Source organism: Methyloceanibacter sp. (genome assembly GCF_049590335.1).
GTDB lineage: Bacteria > Pseudomonadota > Alphaproteobacteria > Rhizobiales > Methyloligellaceae > Methyloceanibacter.
Map to the genome: position 1 here is coordinate 1 of NZ_JBAWCQ010000052.1, position 16,871 is coordinate 16,871.

General features: G+C 61.5%; 22 protein-coding genes and 1 tRNA gene. 13 read left to right on the forward strand and 10 right to left on the reverse strand.

Annotation, left to right across the window (positions count from 1 at the left end):
* The coding region (locus WBQ77_RS03515; RefSeq protein ID WP_424058955.1) for a DUF533 domain-containing protein at positions 1-840 on the reverse strand (840 nt) is incomplete at its 3' end.
* Between the two features lie 252 nt (positions 841-1,092).
* Between WBQ77_RS03515 and WBQ77_RS03520 the strand changes: the two genes are divergently transcribed.
* Both WBQ77_RS03520 and WBQ77_RS03525 read left to right on the forward strand, forming a co-directional pair.
* Positions 1,093-1,326 (forward strand): hypothetical protein, encoded by a 234-nt coding sequence (locus tag WBQ77_RS03520; RefSeq protein WP_424041681.1) that lies wholly within the window; start codon positions 1,093-1,095, stop codon positions 1,324-1,326.
* Positions 1,327-1,541: 215 nt separating this feature from the next.
* On the forward strand, positions 1,542-1,778 hold the full coding sequence (locus WBQ77_RS03525) for a cysteine rich repeat-containing protein (protein WP_424058957.1): 237 nt from the start codon (positions 1,542-1,544) through the stop codon (positions 1,776-1,778).
* On the opposite strand, the gene WBQ77_RS03530 is transcribed toward WBQ77_RS03525, so the two are convergent.
* Positions 1,779-2,243, reverse strand: a complete 465-nt coding sequence (locus tag WBQ77_RS03530; protein WP_424058959.1) for an MEKHLA domain-containing protein — start codon at positions 2,241-2,243, stop codon at positions 1,779-1,781. It lies immediately after the preceding gene.
* A gap of 440 nt (positions 2,244-2,683) precedes the next feature.
* Between WBQ77_RS03530 and WBQ77_RS03535 the strand changes: the two genes are divergently transcribed.
* Together WBQ77_RS03535 and WBQ77_RS03540 are read left to right on the forward strand one after the other, a co-directional pair.
* Positions 2,684-3,307: a phasin family protein gene (locus tag WBQ77_RS03535; RefSeq protein ID WP_424041685.1), complete on the forward strand. Its 624-nt coding sequence runs from the start codon at positions 2,684-2,686 to the stop codon at positions 3,305-3,307.
* A 96-nt stretch (positions 3,308-3,403) separates the two neighbouring features.
* Complete coding sequence (locus WBQ77_RS03540; RefSeq protein ID WP_424041687.1) at positions 3,404-4,669, forward strand: glutamine synthetase; 1,266 nt, start codon at positions 3,404-3,406, stop codon at positions 4,667-4,669.
* 649 nt (positions 4,670-5,318) lie between these two features.
* On the opposite strand, the gene WBQ77_RS03545 is transcribed toward WBQ77_RS03540, so the two are convergent.
* Positions 5,319-5,957 (reverse strand): cysteine hydrolase family protein, encoded by a 639-nt coding sequence (locus WBQ77_RS03545; RefSeq protein WP_424058961.1) that lies wholly within the window; start codon positions 5,955-5,957, stop codon positions 5,319-5,321.
* Positions 5,958-6,041: 84 nt separating this feature from the next.
* Here WBQ77_RS03545 and WBQ77_RS03550 point away from each other — a divergent pair, with 84 nt between their 5' ends.
* Genes WBQ77_RS03550 through WBQ77_RS03560 form a run of 3 tightly spaced genes read left to right on the forward strand, consistent with a single transcriptional unit; the run spans position 6,042 to position 7,120 of the window.
* Positions 6,042-6,482, forward strand: a complete 441-nt coding sequence (locus tag WBQ77_RS03550) for a nuclear transport factor 2 family protein (protein WP_424041692.1) — start codon at positions 6,042-6,044, stop codon at positions 6,480-6,482.
* A gap of 13 nt (positions 6,483-6,495) precedes the next feature.
* The gene (locus tag WBQ77_RS03555) at positions 6,496-6,852 is read left to right on the forward strand and encodes a cupin domain-containing protein (RefSeq protein WP_424041694.1); all 357 of its coding nucleotides are present in this window, start codon (positions 6,496-6,498) and stop codon (positions 6,850-6,852) included.
* A 4-nt stretch (positions 6,853-6,856) separates the two neighbouring features.
* Entirely contained in the window at positions 6,857-7,120 is a 264-nt protein-coding gene (locus WBQ77_RS03560) for a DUF6582 domain-containing protein (protein ID WP_424041695.1), read from the forward strand.
* Positions 7,121-7,178: 58 nt separating this feature from the next.
* On the opposite strand, the gene WBQ77_RS03565 is transcribed toward WBQ77_RS03560, so the two are convergent.
* Entirely contained in the window at positions 7,179-8,123 is a 945-nt protein-coding gene (locus tag WBQ77_RS03565) for an alpha/beta hydrolase (protein WP_424041696.1), read from the reverse strand.
* A 469-nt stretch (positions 8,124-8,592) separates the two neighbouring features.
* Positions 8,593-9,141: an SH3 domain-containing protein gene (locus WBQ77_RS03570; protein ID WP_424041698.1), complete on the reverse strand. Its 549-nt coding sequence runs from the start codon at positions 9,139-9,141 to the stop codon at positions 8,593-8,595.
* A gap of 239 nt (positions 9,142-9,380) precedes the next feature.
* Here WBQ77_RS03570 and WBQ77_RS03575 point away from each other — a divergent pair, with 239 nt between their 5' ends.
* Positions 9,381-9,731, forward strand: a complete 351-nt coding sequence (locus WBQ77_RS03575) for a hypothetical protein (RefSeq protein ID WP_424041699.1) — start codon at positions 9,381-9,383, stop codon at positions 9,729-9,731.
* A gap of 22 nt (positions 9,732-9,753) precedes the next feature.
* Here the strand turns inward: WBQ77_RS03575 and WBQ77_RS03580 are convergent.
* Positions 9,754-9,839 (reverse strand) — tRNA-Leu (locus WBQ77_RS03580).
* Between the two features lie 131 nt (positions 9,840-9,970).
* Between WBQ77_RS03580 and WBQ77_RS03585 the strand changes: the two genes are divergently transcribed.
* From WBQ77_RS03585 to WBQ77_RS03600, 4 genes are all read left to right on the forward strand, one after another.
* The gene (locus WBQ77_RS03585; RefSeq protein WP_424041701.1) at positions 9,971-10,552 is read left to right on the forward strand and encodes a YqaA family protein; all 582 of its coding nucleotides are present in this window, start codon (positions 9,971-9,973) and stop codon (positions 10,550-10,552) included.
* A gap of 2 nt (positions 10,553-10,554) precedes the next feature.
* Positions 10,555-11,052, forward strand: a complete 498-nt coding sequence (locus tag WBQ77_RS03590) for a disulfide bond formation protein B (RefSeq protein WP_424041702.1) — start codon at positions 10,555-10,557, stop codon at positions 11,050-11,052.
* Between the two features lie 128 nt (positions 11,053-11,180).
* Entirely contained in the window at positions 11,181-11,573 is a 393-nt protein-coding gene (locus tag WBQ77_RS03595; protein WP_424041704.1) for a thioredoxin family protein, read from the forward strand.
* Positions 11,574-11,594: 21 nt separating this feature from the next.
* A complete protein-coding gene (locus tag WBQ77_RS03600; RefSeq protein WP_424041705.1) occupies positions 11,595-12,314 on the forward strand; it encodes a cytochrome c biogenesis CcdA family protein in 720 nt (239 codons plus the stop codon).
* A gap of 9 nt (positions 12,315-12,323) precedes the next feature.
* Here the strand turns inward: WBQ77_RS03600 and WBQ77_RS03605 are convergent, their stop codons facing one another.
* The 3 genes from WBQ77_RS03605 to bfr all read right to left on the reverse strand — a co-directional run bounded on the left by WBQ77_RS03605 (position 12,324) and on the right by bfr (position 14,206).
* Positions 12,324-12,890, reverse strand: a complete 567-nt coding sequence (locus WBQ77_RS03605) for an HNH endonuclease (RefSeq protein ID WP_424041706.1) — start codon at positions 12,888-12,890, stop codon at positions 12,324-12,326.
* Between the two features lie 118 nt (positions 12,891-13,008).
* The gene (locus WBQ77_RS03610) at positions 13,009-13,680 is read right to left on the reverse strand and encodes an alpha/beta hydrolase (protein ID WP_424041708.1); all 672 of its coding nucleotides are present in this window, start codon (positions 13,678-13,680) and stop codon (positions 13,009-13,011) included.
* A gap of 28 nt (positions 13,681-13,708) precedes the next feature.
* A complete protein-coding gene (gene bfr / locus WBQ77_RS03615; RefSeq protein ID WP_424041709.1) occupies positions 13,709-14,206 on the reverse strand; it encodes a bacterioferritin in 498 nt (165 codons plus the stop codon).
* Positions 14,207-14,718: 512 nt separating this feature from the next.
* On the opposite strand from bfr, the gene WBQ77_RS03620 reads away from it, so the two are divergent.
* The gene (locus tag WBQ77_RS03620; protein ID WP_424058963.1) at positions 14,719-16,203 is read left to right on the forward strand and encodes a response regulator; all 1,485 of its coding nucleotides are present in this window, start codon (positions 14,719-14,721) and stop codon (positions 16,201-16,203) included.
* A gap of 34 nt (positions 16,204-16,237) precedes the next feature.
* On the opposite strand, the gene WBQ77_RS03625 is transcribed toward WBQ77_RS03620, so the two are convergent.
* A partial coding sequence (locus WBQ77_RS03625) for a cobalamin-dependent protein (RefSeq protein WP_424058964.1) occupies positions 16,238-16,871 on the reverse strand: 634 nt, incomplete at its 5' end.

Sequence of the window (16,871 nt, forward strand, 5' to 3'; positions counted from 1 at the left end):
CGCATAGACCTGAATGCCCACTTCCGGATTGGGAATGGCTTTCACCAGGCCGACGAGATCCCGTGGCTTCGACATCGCTGCCTGTACGAATTGCTTTTCTTCGTCGGTGATGCCGCCTTCGGAGAGCTTACCCGTCAGGCGCTTGATCTCCGCTTGGGAAACCTGGCCGTCGGACTTAATGGCTTCGATCATGCCGCGCAAGCAGAGCTCCGCGGTCTCAGGAGCCGAAATCTGCTTCACCTCGGTCTCGGTGAGGCCGAGAGCGTTCTCGCCAGCTTCGCCCGACTGGGCTTGCCAGTTCTTGAGGGCCGAAAGCGCCAGGGTGCCGAGAATGGCCATGGCACTGCCGCCGATCGCGCCTCTGGTTGCGCCGCCGCCGCCGCCGAGCAGCGCGCCGGCCAGCGCACCCAGGCCGCCGAGCTGGCCCTTGTTCATGCCGCCAACCCCGCTAGGGGAGCCCAGCATGCTGCCGAGGCTGCCGAGAATGTCACTGACACCGCCGGCGGACTGGCCGCCGGACGATTGACCGCCAGAAGATTGGCCGCCGCCCAGCACGCTGCCGAGAATATCGCCAAGACCGCCGGCCTGTCCGCCCGCGCCGCCGCTTTGGCCGCCTAGAAGGCCGCCCAGCACGTCGCCGAGGCCACCTGCGGTGCCCCCGCTGGAGGTTCCGGCCCCCGAGGACGCGCCACCCAAGACGCTTCCTAGAATGGCGCCGAGATCGGCCGATCCTCCGGCGCTTCCAAGGCCGCTCGAGCCCGTCGCATGTTCGACCCGCTGTTGTGTCTGGGGCGATACGCCCTGACGGATCAACTCGCCGACTACATCTCCAAAATTCATGACTGACTCCGCTCGCAGAAACGCTTTACTTAGGTTGCACTTATTTTGGTGGGAGATGACAATCTGGCGACGTGGAACCTCTAGGAGACCCTCTTAAACCCCTTCCGTCGCCTCAACCCCTCCATGCCCACAGGCGTGGGACCTCCACCATGGCGGTGGAAGCCGTCATGTAGGGACGGTATCGTCGCATTACCAGGGTGTTCAGGGTGTTATGGTGCGAGCCGACAGAATCGAAACTTAGGTCGGCGTATCATGACAAAAAGAGTCACGACGGCTGCTCTTGCCGCACCGGCAACGGTGACAGTTTTCACCGCTGCTATGCCGGCGTCGCAAGCTGCCGTCTCGAATGCGGTGCGCGATGATTGCGCGATGAAGGCGAACGCCGTGACCCCGCAGCTTCGCGCCGGCGAGCGCGAGGCCTACATCACCAACTGCATCGCCGACGCGACGGTGACGCCGGGCAAGGTTAAGAAAAAGAAGGACTAGGCGCTTTTAGCGCGCTTTGAGCGCGGCCATCATTCGGGGCCCCTAAGGGCCCAGGAAGTCACAATGGCTGGTTGCAACATCGTCCTGGTGCGCTGTTGCGCCACGCCCACAAACCGGCCGCTTTCTTGATATTGAAGTTACGATTGAGAAAGTGGACTTGCGCCGTCCGGCGCCTTTGGTAGGTTGCGCTGCCGGGAACAAAGGGACTTTGAAACATGAAGACTGTACTTTTAGGGCTGTTGATTGCGGGCTTTACGGCTGTCTCTTTCGCCGGTGTGGCCGATGCTAAGACGTATACCAAAGTTATCCGCGCCAACTGCAAGGCGGATTACAAGCGGCATTGCAGCGACAAGCCGGTCGGCTCCAAGAAACTGGAAGCCTGCATGCGGCAGAATAAGGGCAGCCTTTCGAAGACCTGTCGCTCGGCCCTGAAGGCCGCCGGCTACAGGTAGTCAGCCCTCCGTTAAGAACGTCCAATGGCTGAAGGTTGCCGCGACGCCGTGGATCATGCCGCCGGCGTCGCGCAACTGCCACAAAACGCCGTCCTCGATGCGGAAGCGGCGTCCGGATTTCGAGATGCGGACGCCGGAATATCCAGTCGCGAAACCGTATCGTTTCACGGCGTCCAGGAGACGCTGGCGCTCTGTACGGTTCGGCGCTTCGGCGGACAGTCTTGAGGGTATGCCGACGATCTCGTCCCAGTCATATTCGAAAAGGGTCTGTGCGGACTTGTTGGCATAGATGAAAAGTGGATCGGCTGCGGTACTATGGGCGAGGACACACGACTGCGCAGAGGCATAGAGCCAGCGCGGGCCGTCACGCTCCGAGCCTTCGAGAAAGGGTGGGTTGTGAGCGAGCAACCGCTTGTAACTCTCGGCGAGAAGTCGGTAAAAGGCAGGGTCTATGGCTGTTGTCATGGACGATGGGGTGTAAACGGGCGCTAGGGGCATGAGCCACAGTCCGTCTTTCGCGGGTTGCCAGCGATGCTGATTGTCGCCTTCAGTATGATGTTCGCCGCCTTGCTGATCTTCCTTCTCTGGAACCTTTTTATCAAATGCCGGGCGTTCTGGCTCGCGCGCAAGTCCCGCCGACGCCGGGGGAGGGCTTAGGTTTTGCGCGTGCGGGAACCCGCCGCCGGTACGTCTTGTTTACTCTCCGCCGCTAATCTTTCCTTAAGGCCGGACGTCGGAGCGCGTGGCGCAAGACTTCAGTGCGGACGCATCCTCGCCCCCGGTACCCAGTGAACCAGATTAGCCAATGCGGCAGGCGGCAGCGTGTCGCTGAACGTGCCTCCCCGCGCCAATCGTCTCGCGGCGATGGAGTGGGGGTGTTCCAGACGGACAATGGGGATTGAGTGATGTCGAAGAATACGATGAGAGCGGGACGGGCCGGCCGGCCGCCGGCGAAGCCAAAGCTTGCCAAGCCAGCAACCACTAAGCCGAAGCTCACGAAAGCCAAGAGCGAGGCGTTCACAAAAGCCGCCGGCTCGGCACCGACCAAGGCCGCGGTCAAAAAGGCTGCAAAAGCAGTCGCCAAGGCTGCCAAAAAGGCCCCAACCAAGTCGAATGCGTCCGCAGAGCAGGCCAAGACGGATGCCGCACGAAAACCAGCCAAGGCGGCGGTGCAGCTAAAGCCACGCAGCACCAAGCTGCGCACGTCAGATAAGCCGCGCACATCGGACAAGGTTGTCAGCAAGGGGCATGCGCCGGCCGTGCCTTCGTTGGGCCAATCGCTCCAGGCCGCCGTTCCAGCCGCCGTCGCGGTGAACACCAAGCTCGTGGACATCGCCCAAGAGAACGTGAGCGCGGGCCTCGAACTTGCGCGCGATCTGGCGGGTGCCAAGAGCCCGATGGAAGCCATGCAGCTCGGGGTCGACTATTGGTTCAACCAAATCGTCGCCGTCCAGGCTCAGACGCGCGAGCTGCATTCCTTGTCGGCTGCCTGGGTTAAAACGGCCAGCGAACAAACTCGGGCCGGCTAGCAAATATGTTCGAGCACGGTGCACTCGATTGCGGCTCCACTTTTCGGCCGGCTGACATAGACTGACGTCCCCGTATCGGGGACGTTGGGAGGTGTCATGCTGCGTGAGGATTTAACCTTCGTCGGGACCTGCGACATTGCCGGGCTTGTTCGCGGCAAGGGCTTTCCCTCCACCGAATTGCCGGCGCGGCGGAAATCCGGCATCGGTTGGACGCACTCCAATCTCATGCAGACCTGCTTCGGGCCGATCCTCGATACGCCTTTCGGCACGACCGGAGACCTCATGATCGTGCCGGACCCCTCGGCCGAAGTGCATGTGGACTTCCGTGACGGGTCGGCGCCGGAACACTTCTTTCTGGGCGACATCCACAACACCGATGGGAGCCCCTGGGAGTGCTGCGTCCGTGCCTTCTTGCGCCGTGCGATCGAGGCCCTGAATGAGGCGGCCGGCCTGGAGCTGCTCGCCGCAATCGAACAGGAGTTCATCTTTACGGGCGTCGAGGATGTGCCGGGTCATGCTTATAGTCTGAGTGCCTTCCGGAGGCAGGGTGTCTTCGGCGAAATGCTGATGGCGGCTATTCGTGCCGCCGGCGTTCACCCGGACTCCTTTCTCGCGGAGTACGGTCCACGCCAGTTCGAGATGACAGTCGCACCCCATGCTGCGCTTCCCGCCGCGGACGCCGCGATCATTGCGCGCGAGATGGCGCGTGGCGCAGCTTTTCGTCTGGAGAATCGCGCCATCTTTTCGCCGATGCCGGTCGCGGACGGCTCCGGCAATGGCGTACACATCCATTTCAGCCTGCACGATGCCTCGGGCGCGCCCGTAACGCGTGATCCAAACGGTCCGATGGAGCTGAGCGCCGTCGCCGCACATTTTGCCGCCGGCGTGCTCCGTCACCTTCCGGCGCTGTGCGCGGTCACCGCGCCGTCGCCAGTTTCCTATATGCGGCTGACGCCGAACCGCTGGGCTCCGACGGTGGCGGACCTCAAGCTTCAGGACCGTGGCGCCGCCTTGCGCATTTGCCCCGTCTTCGATGCGGCCGACAAGGAGCAGCGGGACGCGCAATTCAATTTGGAGTTCCGCGTGTGCGACGCTACGGCCAGTCCTTACATGGCCCTTGGCGCGTTGATCTTCGCCGGTGCGGACGGGATCCGGAAAAGGCTGGCGCTCCCGCCGAACGAGGCGACTTTGCCCATTTCCTTGACCGCGGCCCTCGATCTCATGGACGCGAGTGCGGCGATGAAGTCCTGGTTCGGTCCGGTCTTCTTCGAGGCCTATCTGCGGCATAAGCGATCGGAAGCGGCTTACGTGGCCGATCTGCCGGCCGAGGAACTCTGCGCGCGCTACGCCGATGTCTACTGAGGGGACCGGTGATAATCGCGCGTTGACATTGTTGACAATCGCGATCGCCGGTTAGGCATGACGGTACTAGTGTCGCAGGGGAGGTGCCAAGCCATGTGGAAGTCGATCATTGCCACTTCGTTTCTATCGGCGGGCTGTATCGTGCTCGCCGGTTGCGATGAAGGCGCGAAAGACAGCTTCGTTATTTGCTAGAGTACATAAGCGCTGTGCACGACCGCGGCCAGTGCGGCAGCTGATGGCAGCACGGAGACGATCGATTGCGCCTGTGACGTGAAGACTGGGTACTCCGCCGGTGAGAAGCCATGCACGAACAAGGTAGAAACCGGCAAGGTCATCGAGCTCCGCTCGCGCTATTACCCATAAAGAGCTACGCGGCCTGCGACAATGATCATCCCTGGGCCTGGTGTCTCGATGAGCCGTGTGTCGTCGACAAGGACGACCCGACGAAAGCGTCCTGCGCCTGTACGGTCGACCGGAACCAGGGGCCGTATCTGGTGGTAGCCGACACCTATGCCGACACGACCTGCACGACGAATTTGTGGTCGTCCGCGACGGTGCAGGTGTCAACCAGATCACCGACTTCCTCAAGTCTACCAAGGAATTGAAGCCCTACGACATCAAGGTCTTGAACGCGCCGAACTAGCGGGACTTAGCCGGCCGTGATCAAGCCGACCACGTCGGCCGTGCGCAGCATCCGGCAATAGCCGTTAAAGCATGCGAGGGCGGCTTGGTGGCGTGCCTCCGTCTCGGCAGCGCAGGCGTCGTGGACGCAGGTCATGTAGAAGCCGCGATCCGCACCGTCCTTCACCGCATGATCGATACATTGATCGGTCAGACAGCCGGCGACAAACACGTCCTGGATGCCGATGTTCCGCAAGAGATAGTCGAGCGTCGTGGAGTTGAATACGGACGATGAGGACTTGGGCAGCACGAGCTCGTCTTTTTGTGGCGCGAGCGCTGGGGTCACCTGTGCCTCCGGGGATCCCATTGGGAAACCCATACTCGAAAGCTTGTAGTCGAGGCTACGGTCGCGCCCGTCCGCGGTCAGGTTCTCGATCACCGTGTAGATCACTTCGAGCCGGGCGCTCCGGAAAGTGCGGAGCAACTGCGCGATATTGGGGATGACCCGGCTCGTGAGCGCGGAATGAAATTCGGGGCGCCGCGCCGCCTCCTCGGGGCCGCAAGTCCCATTTTGCATGTCGACGACCAGCAGGGCAGCTTTGCCCGCTGTGATCGGCCTGTCCCGTGTCAGTGGATTGATGGACGTCAATGGGTTGGTCGGCGCCATGGCATCGAAGTTCTGTTGTGCTAACGCGCTCGACAGGATGAAATAACGATCGCCAATCAACGACGACGCGAATGGGAGCCTAGCATGATCAGATGTCTTGCCGCCTTGTTGACCTTTGTCTTTCTGTCGCTGCCTGCCTCGGCCGATGAGAGTCTTGCTGATGTCGAGGCGATCGACAATGTCGTCGGCCGTCTCGACGCGGCGTTCGCCGCCCGGGATGTCGAGACGATAAAGACGCTGACAACCCGGGATCACATTGCCGTCGTGCCCTATTCCAACTCCCCGGAAAGGCGCGGAACTCTGCTCGAAACGTTGCCGGGTCTCGAGATCAAGCAGACGGATCCCAGCGAACCGACGGTCGTCATGCTGGGGCCGGACAGTGCCATGCGCACGCTGACGGCAAAGTTCGAGGGCTCATTTGACGGCGAGCCGATCGATTACAAGGTCTACATTACGTCCATCATGACGAAGAAGGACGGCAAGTGGCTCGAGAGTTTCTATCAGGTGACCCCGCTTGCCCCGTGAGGTGGCCCGCATCGTGCGGTCAGGAGCCCTCGGTGTAGAGCTCCCGCGGGGTCCAAAGGCCGACGAAGCCTTTGACGCACTTGTCGACAGCCGGGGCGTTCGCATCGAACGCATCGTGTCGATGGGTCAGATCACGCCTGAGGGCCAGTGGTACGATCAGGCGCGGGACGAGTTCGTGCTGCTTGTCACCGGCGCTGCGCGGCTGCGCATCGACGGCGAAGACGTTGACCGGAAACTCGCGCCCGGGGACTGGCTGGTACTACCTGCGCATTGCCGCCACCGGGTGACCTGGACACAGAGCGGGCCGCCCACCATTTGGTTGGCAGTCCACTACGGTGCGGCGCCGGCAGGCACGGCCGATAAGGATTAAGCCCATGGAGACAACGTGGAGGCCCAATGCCGAGCACGGCAAGATCCATGACCGTGCGGAGCTTCCCGAAAGCGTTTATGTCTTTCCGAAGCAGCGGAAAGAACCGCTGACCGATGCGGCGCATGTGAAGAACGCGCTCGCACGCTTCGATCAGCTCGAAGGGGTCGGCGACGCGGATCGGGATCTGGCTTTTGCCAATATCAAGAAGGCCGCGGCCCACTACGGCGTTCCGTTACACGAGACAGACTGGCGGAAGCTCGGGCGCTAAGAATCCGGATTTGCGAGCATGAAAACCTAGAGTCCGGCAGCAGCGCGCGAACGCCCGCTTAAGGGCCAGGCGCATCGAGCTGCTCCTTCAACCAAGTGCTCATACGCTGGCGTATGCTCTGATAAGCCGCCCGCAACATCCGTCCCATGTTCATGAAACCGTGCACGGTGCCTTGATAACACACATACTCGACGGGAACGCCGGCCGCCGCGAGCCGCTTCGCATATTCGACGCCTTCGTCGCGGAAGGGATCGAACCCCGCCGTCACGATCAGCGTGGGGGGCATACCCGAATCGTCTTCGTATAGAGCCGGAATCGCGCGCGGGTCCGCAATCGGCCAAGCCGTCCCGAAATAGTGGTTGAAGAACCAGTAAAGCATGTCCTCGGGAATCGGGAACTGGTCGACGAGGTCTTTGCGGGAGGGCTGCTTGGCGCGCAGGTCGAGCGCCGGATAGATCAGAAGCTGAGCCGCTGCGGGGGCCACCAGCCGTCCCTTGGTCTCGTGTAGCGCCACGGCCGCCAGCGAGCCTCCGGCACTGTCGCCCGCGACGGCAATCCGCGCCGGGTCGATTCCAAGGTCGCGCGCTGCGGCGGTCAGCCATTCGAGCGCGGCGACGCCGTCGCACACAGCGGCCGGAAAGGGGTGCTCGGGCGCAAGCCGGTAGTCGACCGAGAAGACATGCGCGCCGGTATCGACACACAGGGCCCGGCAGAGGGTGTCGTGAGTGCCGATATCGCCGAGGACGCCGCCACCGCCGTGGAAGAATAGAATCGCAGCACCACTCGGCTTAGGCGCCAGATATTCGCGGAGGGGAACGGACCCGGCTGGTCCCGAAATCACGAAGTCGCGCACGGCGCCAATAAGGATCGGCGCCACGTCGGTCTTCGAGATCGAACGGCGATACACGTCCCGCGCGCTCTTGTGGTCCATCTGCCACAGCGGTTTCGTCGTCGATGACGATACCCAAAAGAGTAGCGCTTCGGTCTCGCGGTCTAATTTCACCGGTGTCGTCCTGATATCCCGATGCGAAATTTATGCCGTGTGCAGAAAAGGAGCAAAGCAACCCCGTACCTAGCGGAAAGTCGCCGCCGGGGGGACGCCTTTCATGCCCTAAAAACCAGATTCCGTCAGCTCAAACCAAATCTCTACATAAGGGGGTATTGCCGAAGATTGAAGAACGCGCCCGCGGCGCTCTCTACACCTTGTCACCGGCCCCATGACCTGCCCCGATAATTGGGGCTGAAACGTCTTTGGCTGCGAACGAGGATGGCAAGAATGGTTTCCCTATTCCCCGGCGGCCACGTCGCGCGCCCTTCGTGCGTCGCAAGGCCTTCGAGGCCCATTTGCGCCATGGCACGCCCTGGTTCGGTCGGGGCGAGTAAGCCCCGGCACGTCGTGAAGTCGTGCAAGGACGCCTAAGGAGCCAAGACAAGGCTCGGCCCCTTAAGCGTCCTGAGATTCCGAGAGCCGATTAGTTCAGGTAGCGGCTGTTCACCCAGCCGGTGGTGCCGTCTTTAGTGATTTTGAACCAGCGCCCTCGCTTGGCGATGACTTCAACGAAGCATGTGTGGTTCGTCAGTCGGCCGACAATACGGTTCGATGCGCTGGGGCCGGAGCGGACGTTCAGCACGTCATTCGAGGCGACGCCGATCACGCAGCGGAAGGCGGCATCGCCGCCGTTGCCGCGTTGGCCGCCACCATGGCCGCTCTCGTCGCCGTCTCCGCCTTCGTCGCGCAGGTATCGCGAATGCACATAGCCACCCCGTCCATAGTCGACCCAGACCCAATTGCCTTGGCGCCGTCCGGTTACGACACCGCACTCTCCTGGCCGGACGAAGCCGACAATATTGTAGCTGCCGCCGGCGCCGTTGCGGATGTTCAGTACATCGTTGCTTGCCACGCCGTAGACACAAGCGGCCTCCGCATTGGTGGAGGTAAAGGGGGCAGCAAGGGTGTGAAACGCAGTGCCGAGGACGAGCGCCCCAAGCAGCCGAAGGGATTTTGAAATTAGGGTGGTCATGGTCGTCGCCTCTCGATTGATTCCCGTTGGCAAGGAGGAAACTGTTCCGGCCCGGTATTGGCCGGTGAGGAAAGGCTAGCCTGAGAGCCCGTTAGGCTCGATAGGGTGGATCCCCTATACTGGCGGGATGGCCCAGACAACGAGAAACATCGTATGCCTCTGGCCCGGCTGAGCTCAAAACTCGTGGAGCCTGAGCTCGATCTTTTGAAAGTTCAAATTGACGGCTGCAGAATTGAAGATTGCGATTTTATCAAAGCGTCGTTTCATTGGCGACGGTAACGTGGGGGTTCAATGCGCTCTATATAGCCTTGAGCATCATTTTGATTCTTGCACTCTCCAAAGGCGCTTTCGACGGCGCCCAGAAAACATGCATCGAAAAGGCAGATGTGACGCCGGTTTTCCGCGGCTGTGTCAGTAATGATGGAGTGTTGGAGACGCGGATCGAAAAGCCTGCCGACCACTTAGACGACCATAGCTCACTCCATCTTTCTGAATTTACTGCCGAAATAGAACGCTATGTAGAGTTGGTATTGGACAAAAAGGGTCCGGTGCGGCCGAAACGGCCACATAACTACCTTTTGAAAAAGTGATTTTGGGAAAGCCGATTGGTTTTGGTGCCCCAGGCCGGACTCGAACCAGCACGCCCTTGCGGACAACAGATTTTGAGTCTGTCGCGTCTACCATTCCGCCACTGGGGCCAAGGCGCGCGAACATGGGGGAAGTGCCGCGTCTGGTCAACACTTCGGGGCGGCTCTCTGCCGGCATCGCCAGATCCGGGCTGGTGGCGTGGCGATAGACAGGCGGTGCGTACCCCGCTAAAGGATGCGCCATGTTACGGCGCGCCTACGACAAAATGATGGACCTTGCCACGCACCGCAACGCGCCCTGGGCGCTTGCGGGGGTGTCGTTCATCGAAAGCTCGGTCTTTCCCATTCCCCCGGATGTGATGCTGATCCCCATGGTGTTGGCGGACCGGCGCAAGGCGTGGCTGTACGCGGCAATCGCCACCATTGCCTCGGTGCTGGGTGGCATCTTCGGTTACATCATCGGCTATTTCCTATTCGACACGATCGGCCAGCCGATCCTGAACTTCTATGGCTATGGCGAGAAATTCGAGGACTTCGCCGCGCGCTATAACGATTACGGCGCGTGGATTGTGTTCATTGCGGGCGTGACGCCATTCCCGTACAAGGTCATCACCATCGCCAGCGGTGTGACACAGCTGAACTTCTTCGTGTTCATGCTCGCGAGCATCGCGGCACGCGGCATTCGCTTCTTCGTGCTGGCCGGGCTGCTCTATTGGTTCGGTCCTCCGATCAAGTCCTTCATCGACAAATATTTTGGCCCGCTGTCTGTGCTGTTCGTGGTGCTGCTGATCGGCGGCTTCGTGCTCATCAAGTATGTGATGTGACCATGGATGACACGCGCGACACGCTGGCGGGTCAGCTGATGGCGGTGAGCGCCATTCTCTTCGGCGGTTCGCTGCTGATCATTCTGACAGCGCATGCCTTCGAACAGTTCGGCGGCTATGCGCCATGCCCGCTCTGCCTCCAGGAGCGCTACGCCTATTATTTTGGGGTACCTGCGGCAATGATCGCGTTCTTCGCGGCACGCGCCGAGAGCTTTGGCTTTGCACGTTTGGTGCTGCTGCTGATCGCGATCGGCTTTGTCCTCAACACTGCGCTCGGCATTTATCACGCTGGCGCGGAGTGGAAGTTCTGGCCAGGTCCGGAGACCTGCGCCGGCGGCTTCAACTTGGAATGGGGCAAGGAGGGCATTGTGGATACGCCCGTGATCCGCTGCGACGAGGCCGCCTGGCGCTTCTTGAGCCTGTCCTTCGCGGGCTGGAATGCGGTGGTTTCGGCCATTCTTGGCGGCCTTGCGCTCTTCGGCCTCTCGCGGCGCGGCTGACCCGCGTTTTCCCGAAGCACCGCTTAAGATAAGAAGTGCCACTCACGACAAGTTCAAGCACCTTGATTGGCGGGTTTGTCGCGCGGGCTGGTACCAACATGGGGAGAGAAACCCTGTTGGAGGTTGTGATGACCCAGATTCGCGCATTTTTTGCTGGCCTCGTGGCCGTCTTGCTCGTGGCGTCCGTACCTGCATCGGCGGCGGAAACCCAGCCCTACAGCCCCGAAGCGCTGGCCGAGGCTCAAACCGCCGGCAAGCCCATCCTCGTGGATGTCTATGCCGCATGGTGCTCGACGTGCCGGACCCAGAAGCCGATCCTCGCGGCGCTCACGGCGCAGCCGAAATACAAAAACCTCTTGGTGCTAAGAGCCGACTTTGACAAGGACAAAGAGGTCTTGAAGGAGCTCGGTGTACGCTCTCAGAGCACCCTCATCGTGTTCAAGGGCGATCAGGAGCTTGTCCGCTCGGTCGGGTCCACGAACGCGGTGGCCATCGAGGGGTTGCTCGACTTGACGCTCTAATACTTCGGTTAGAGCCGCACCATGCTTGCAACGCTCGGACTCGCGCTCATCGCCGGCGTCTTGTCGGTGCTCTCCCCTTGCGTCCTGCCGCTCCTGCCCATCGTATTCGGCACGGCGCAGAGCGAGCATCGGCTGGGGCCGGCAGCGCTCGCCTGCGGTGTCGCCCTGTCCTTCACACTGATCGGTCTGTTCGTGGCCACGATCGGCTTTGCGATCGGCCTCGACACGGACGTCTTCCGTGCAGTGGCGGCTGTGCTCTTGATTGCGGTTGGGACGGTGCTACTTGTCCCGCGTCTGCAAGCGCAGATCGCTGTGGCGGCCGGCCCGGTCGGCAATTGGGTCGACGACCACTTCGGCGGATTTAGCGGCCACAGCCTTTGGGGGCAGTTCGGTGTCGGCGCGCTGCTTGGTGCCGTCTGGGCGCCTTGCGTTGGCCCCACACTTGGCGCCGCTTCCGTGCTCGCGGCCAAGGGTGAAGATCTCGGGCAGGTCGCTGTGACCATGTTGGCCTTTGGCGTCGGTGCGGCGCTGCCGCTCATGGCGCTGGGCTTTGCCTCGCGCGAAGCGATGCTGCGGTGGCGCGGGCGGTTGGTCGAGGCGGGCAGAGGCGGCAAGATGCTGTTGGGCATCGTGCTCGTCGGCGTCGGGCTTTTGGTGGCGACCGGCGCCGACAAGTCGCTCGAGATCTTGCTTGTGAACGCGTCCCCCGATTGGCTGAATAACCTGACCACGCGCTACTAGAGCAGACGCCTACGGCTCCAGCTCGGTATCCCAGTAGAGATAATCGAGCCAGCTTTGATGCAGGTAGTTAGGCGGAAACAGCCGGCCATTGCGGTGCAGCTCAAACACGGTCGGCCGGTAGGGCGTCTGCGCCGGCCACATCTTTGCGCGGCTCGGCATGTCGCCGCCCTTGGCAAGGTTGCAGGGCGCGCAGGCCGCGACCACGTTGTCCCATCTTGTCAGTCCACCTCTGTTGCGGGGAATCAGATGGTCGAAAGTCAGGTCCTGGCCGGTGCCGCAATACTGGCAGGTGAACCGGTCGCGCAGGAACACGTTGAACCGGGTGAAGGCCGGATAGAGTGCTGGACGCACGTAGCTCTTAAGCGAGACGACGCTTGGCAGCTTCATCTCGAACGAAGGTGAATGGACTGCGTGGTCGTACTCGGAGACGATGTTCACGCGGTCCAGAAACACGGCCTTCACCGTGTCCTGCCAGTTCCAAAGCGAGAGTGGATAGTAGGAGAGCGGCCGATAGTCAGCATTCAGCACCAGGGCGGGGTATGTCCCCGGTGCGGCCGATTCAGATGCGACGTTCAAGGCCCTCAATTCCTCGTCGTTGCCCGTCGCACTCGGGTCCTACCTCAGTTGTCGCAGGAGATACTATAAGCACGTGTCATGAATGTGAAGAACCCTAGATGATGTGCTTATGACATGGTCAATCCGCAGTGATGGTTCCCGCAAACGCTTGTTTCAAGAAGTCGCCGCCAAGGCGCAGGCCATCGCCGTCAATGCCGTGACCAATGCCTCGGCTGACATGCCACTGCACGCTCAGTCCCGCTTGGCCTAGCACCTCGCGCGCCATGATCATCGCATCAACGGGAATCACTTCGTCGATGTCGCCGTGAACGAGGAGGATCGCAGGTCCCTGACCGGGCAGCGGCAGAGCCTCCACCGTCGCCAGCGCGCCCGAATAGCCGACAATCGCCGCGGGTGCGGTCGGTCGTGTCAGCCCCACGGAGAGAGCCATCATCGTGCCCTGGCTGAATCCGACCAGCGCGAGCGATTCGGACGTCAGCCCCTGGCGTTCCAGTTCAGTATCCAAAAACGACTCGAGGGCCGGCGATGCTCGCTTTACGCCTTCGGCGATGATGGACATGTCTCCCATCGACAGGTCGAACCACTGACGCCCCATCGGCGCCATGCCGCAGGGCTCCGGGGCATGGGGCGACACGAATGCCGTATGGGGCAGGAGCGGCGCCCACTCTTTTCCGAGCGCTATGAGGTCGTTTCCGTCTGCGCCGTAGCCGTGGAGGAAGACGACAAGCTGCTTTGGCGCCCCGCCGGCGGCAGGCGCCAGGCGGGGGCCGTCAAGCTCCGGTGTGGTCATGAATGTGCCGAACCTATCATGCTGCAGCCTAGCCCTCGCCGCCGTCTGCGTTGTCGGCGGAGTCGGCATTAAGCTGGCCGTAATTCTGCGCGCCGATGTCGTTCAGGAGGCCAAGCTGGGTCTCGATATAATCGATATGCCCTTCCTCGTCCTTCAGAAGGTCTTCGAACAGCATCATGGTGACATAGTCTTCTGCTTCACGGCAGGCGGCGCGGGCTTCCATGTAAAGGGCGCGGGCGCTGTACTCGGCCTTGAGATCGCATTCTAGAATCTCTTTGACGTTCTGCCCGATCATGAGGGGATCGAGCTTCTGCATGTTCGGAAAGCCTTCGAGGAAGATGATGCGCGTGACCAGCTTGTCCGCGTGCTGCATCTCCTCGATCGATTCCTCGCGCTCCTTTTTACCGAGCTTTTGGTAGCCCCAGTCGTCCAGCAGCCGGTAGTGGAGCCAGTACTGGTTCACGGCGGTGAGCTCGTGCGTCAGCGCTTTGTTCAAATAATCGATTACCCTTGGGTTGCCCTTCATCAGATCCTCATCTCACAGGTTAGTTTAGAATAATTGTAAGGTACACGTTTCGGCGTGGCTAGTCCGCAGTTGGCGTGTCATCAAATTATGATCGATGGGGTCGAGAGCCCGCCGAGCTCGGCCCCTCCTCGTCATAGCCAACAATGAGTTTTACGACGAGTGGCATGCAGTCCCCGCAATTCGGTCTCTTGCTGAGCGTTCGGTAAATGAGCCCGGGCGTCAAGACGACAAATGGATCCTTCGTGCGTAACGCCGAGACCGCATCGTGAATGTCCTCTGACGTGAGGGTGGTGCAAGAACAGACGATCATCTTGTGTTTCTAGGCAAAGCGCGTGCTTTTGTTTCCGTTCCCGCCGGTCGGCGCGGAATTTTTGTGAGACGAACGAGAAGTGTTACCAGAGTCTAAAGGGACGACTTAGGGATTCGTCAACCAACCCACTTAGCGACGTTTTAAATCATCTCCGCGATGCTTCGCCAACGAAACAAACGGTAGACCATTCGGTGGGGCATAGATGCAGGGCAACGAATTTCGCGCTGGCGATCTGTTTGGGCAGATCGAAGATTTGGCTGCGCAACTCGAGATGGAGCGGCAGGCGCGCCTCGCCGCGGAGGCGGCGAGCGTCGGCACGCTAGGGCTCATCGACATCGTCAGCAAAAAATTGCGGCCGCCGATGGAATCGGTCTCGGCACTGACCGACCGGATCCTCGACGGCCCGCTCAACCTGGCTCAGCGGCGCGACGCGGAGAGCCTGTCCCACTCGATGCACCGAATCTTGAACGCGCTGACAGAGGTTCTCGACTTCAGCACGCTTCAGTCCGGCGATGCTGAGTTCTCAGTGGAGTCGTTCGACTTTCATGCCCTTGTCCGCGAGACGGCTTCCGCGTTGCAGGCCTGTGCAGCGGCCAAAGGCTTGAGCAGCAGCGTGGACATGGCCGCCAATTGCCCCCGCTATATCGTCGGGGACGCCATGCGCGTCCGCCAGGTGCTCATGGCATTGATGGAGACCTCCATTCAGGCAACGGCCGAAGGGTCGATCCGCCTCTATGTCAGCGTGAACGATGCCGTTTCGCCCGTGACCGTTCGTTTCGACATCACCGATACCAGCGCCGGCTTTACCCCGGAGCAACTGGCGGCTTTGTTTCAACCCTCCACTGAAAACATGAGGTCCGACGGCGGCCTTGGCCTGCCGATCGCGCAGCGGCTTGCAGAGGCCATGGGCGGCGGGGCGGCTTGCGACAGTGCGCTGGGGCAGGGCGCGCTCTATTGGTTCACGTTCAAGGCTCTGGTTGAGGAGAAGGAGACAGAGGCCGGGATGCCGGCTGCCCAGGTCGCGCACCATGTGCCTGAGGACCTAGTCTCCGCTCAGCCGGCCGCTAGCGATGCATTTGAGCTTAATTTGGCGGATGGGATCGCACCGGAAGAGGTTGATCCCGTCAGCCTTGAGACGGAATGGGCCACGGCGGAAATGCTGGATGCACCTGCGCCTCAAAGCCATCCGGCGCTCGCTCCGGCGAGTGTGATGAAGACCGCCCCGGCCCCTGTGCCAGAGAGTGCCCCGAAAGCTGCACGTGCCGATGCGCTTGCGGGCCATGTGCTTTTGATCGAGGACAACTCGGTCAACAGGCTCTTGATCGGCGCCTATCTCGACGAGTTCGGGCTGACTTTCGACGTCGCTGAGACGGGTGCGGCCGCTCTGATGTGTCTGGACCAGCGCCCCTACGATCTCGTGCTCATGGACACGGTTCTTCCCGATTATCGCGGGCTTCAGTTGGCGCAGCGGATCCGCGCGACGGAGGCCCGGTCGGCACACGTCCCGATCGTTGCGCTCGCCACGCTGTCGGACAATGAAGAGGAACAGGCCTATGTCGAAGCGGGCGTAAATGCCTCGCTGGACAAGCCTATACAAGGGCGCGAACTCTATGCCGCGCTCGTTCCGCTCGTATCTGCGCAGGCAGCGCACGCCGACGACGACGACGGATGGACCCCAGTCTTCTAAGTTAGTGCGCGTACACCCAATTTAGCCGTTCTGGCTAGCCGGCCTTGGCGAGCGCGTCGACGTTCCGATCCACGAGATCGACGATGCCCGTCATGATCTCGTTCAACTGGAAGTCCTTCGGTGTATAGACCGCGGACGCGCCGCATTGCTTGAGAATATTGACGTCCTCTTGCGGAATGATGCCGCCGACCACGACGGGGACGTCGCTCATTCCAGCCTCGCGGAGCTTTTGCACCACGTCGCGCACGAGCGAGACGTGGGATCCCGACAAGATGGAGAGCCCGACCACATGGGCCTTGGAGTCCTTAGCTTGCGACACTATCTCGGCCGGGGTCAGGCGAATGCCGCCATAGACCACCTTCATGCCCGCATCGTCGGCGCGCACGGCGATCTGCTCGGCGCCGTTCGAGTGGCCGTCAAGGCCGGGCTTGCCAACGACAAAGGTCAGTGTGCGGCCTAATTTGCCGGAGACTTCCTGGACGAGATCGCGAATCTCCGTCATGCGCGTCTCGTCGACCTCGTGCGCCGCCCCGATGCCAGTCGGCGCCCGGTACTCCCCGAACACCTCGCGCAGCACCGCGCCCCACTCGCCGGTGGTGCCTCCGGCTTTGGCGGCGGCGATCGACGGCGGCATGATGTTGCGGCCTTCGGCGGCCGCTTCTTTCAGT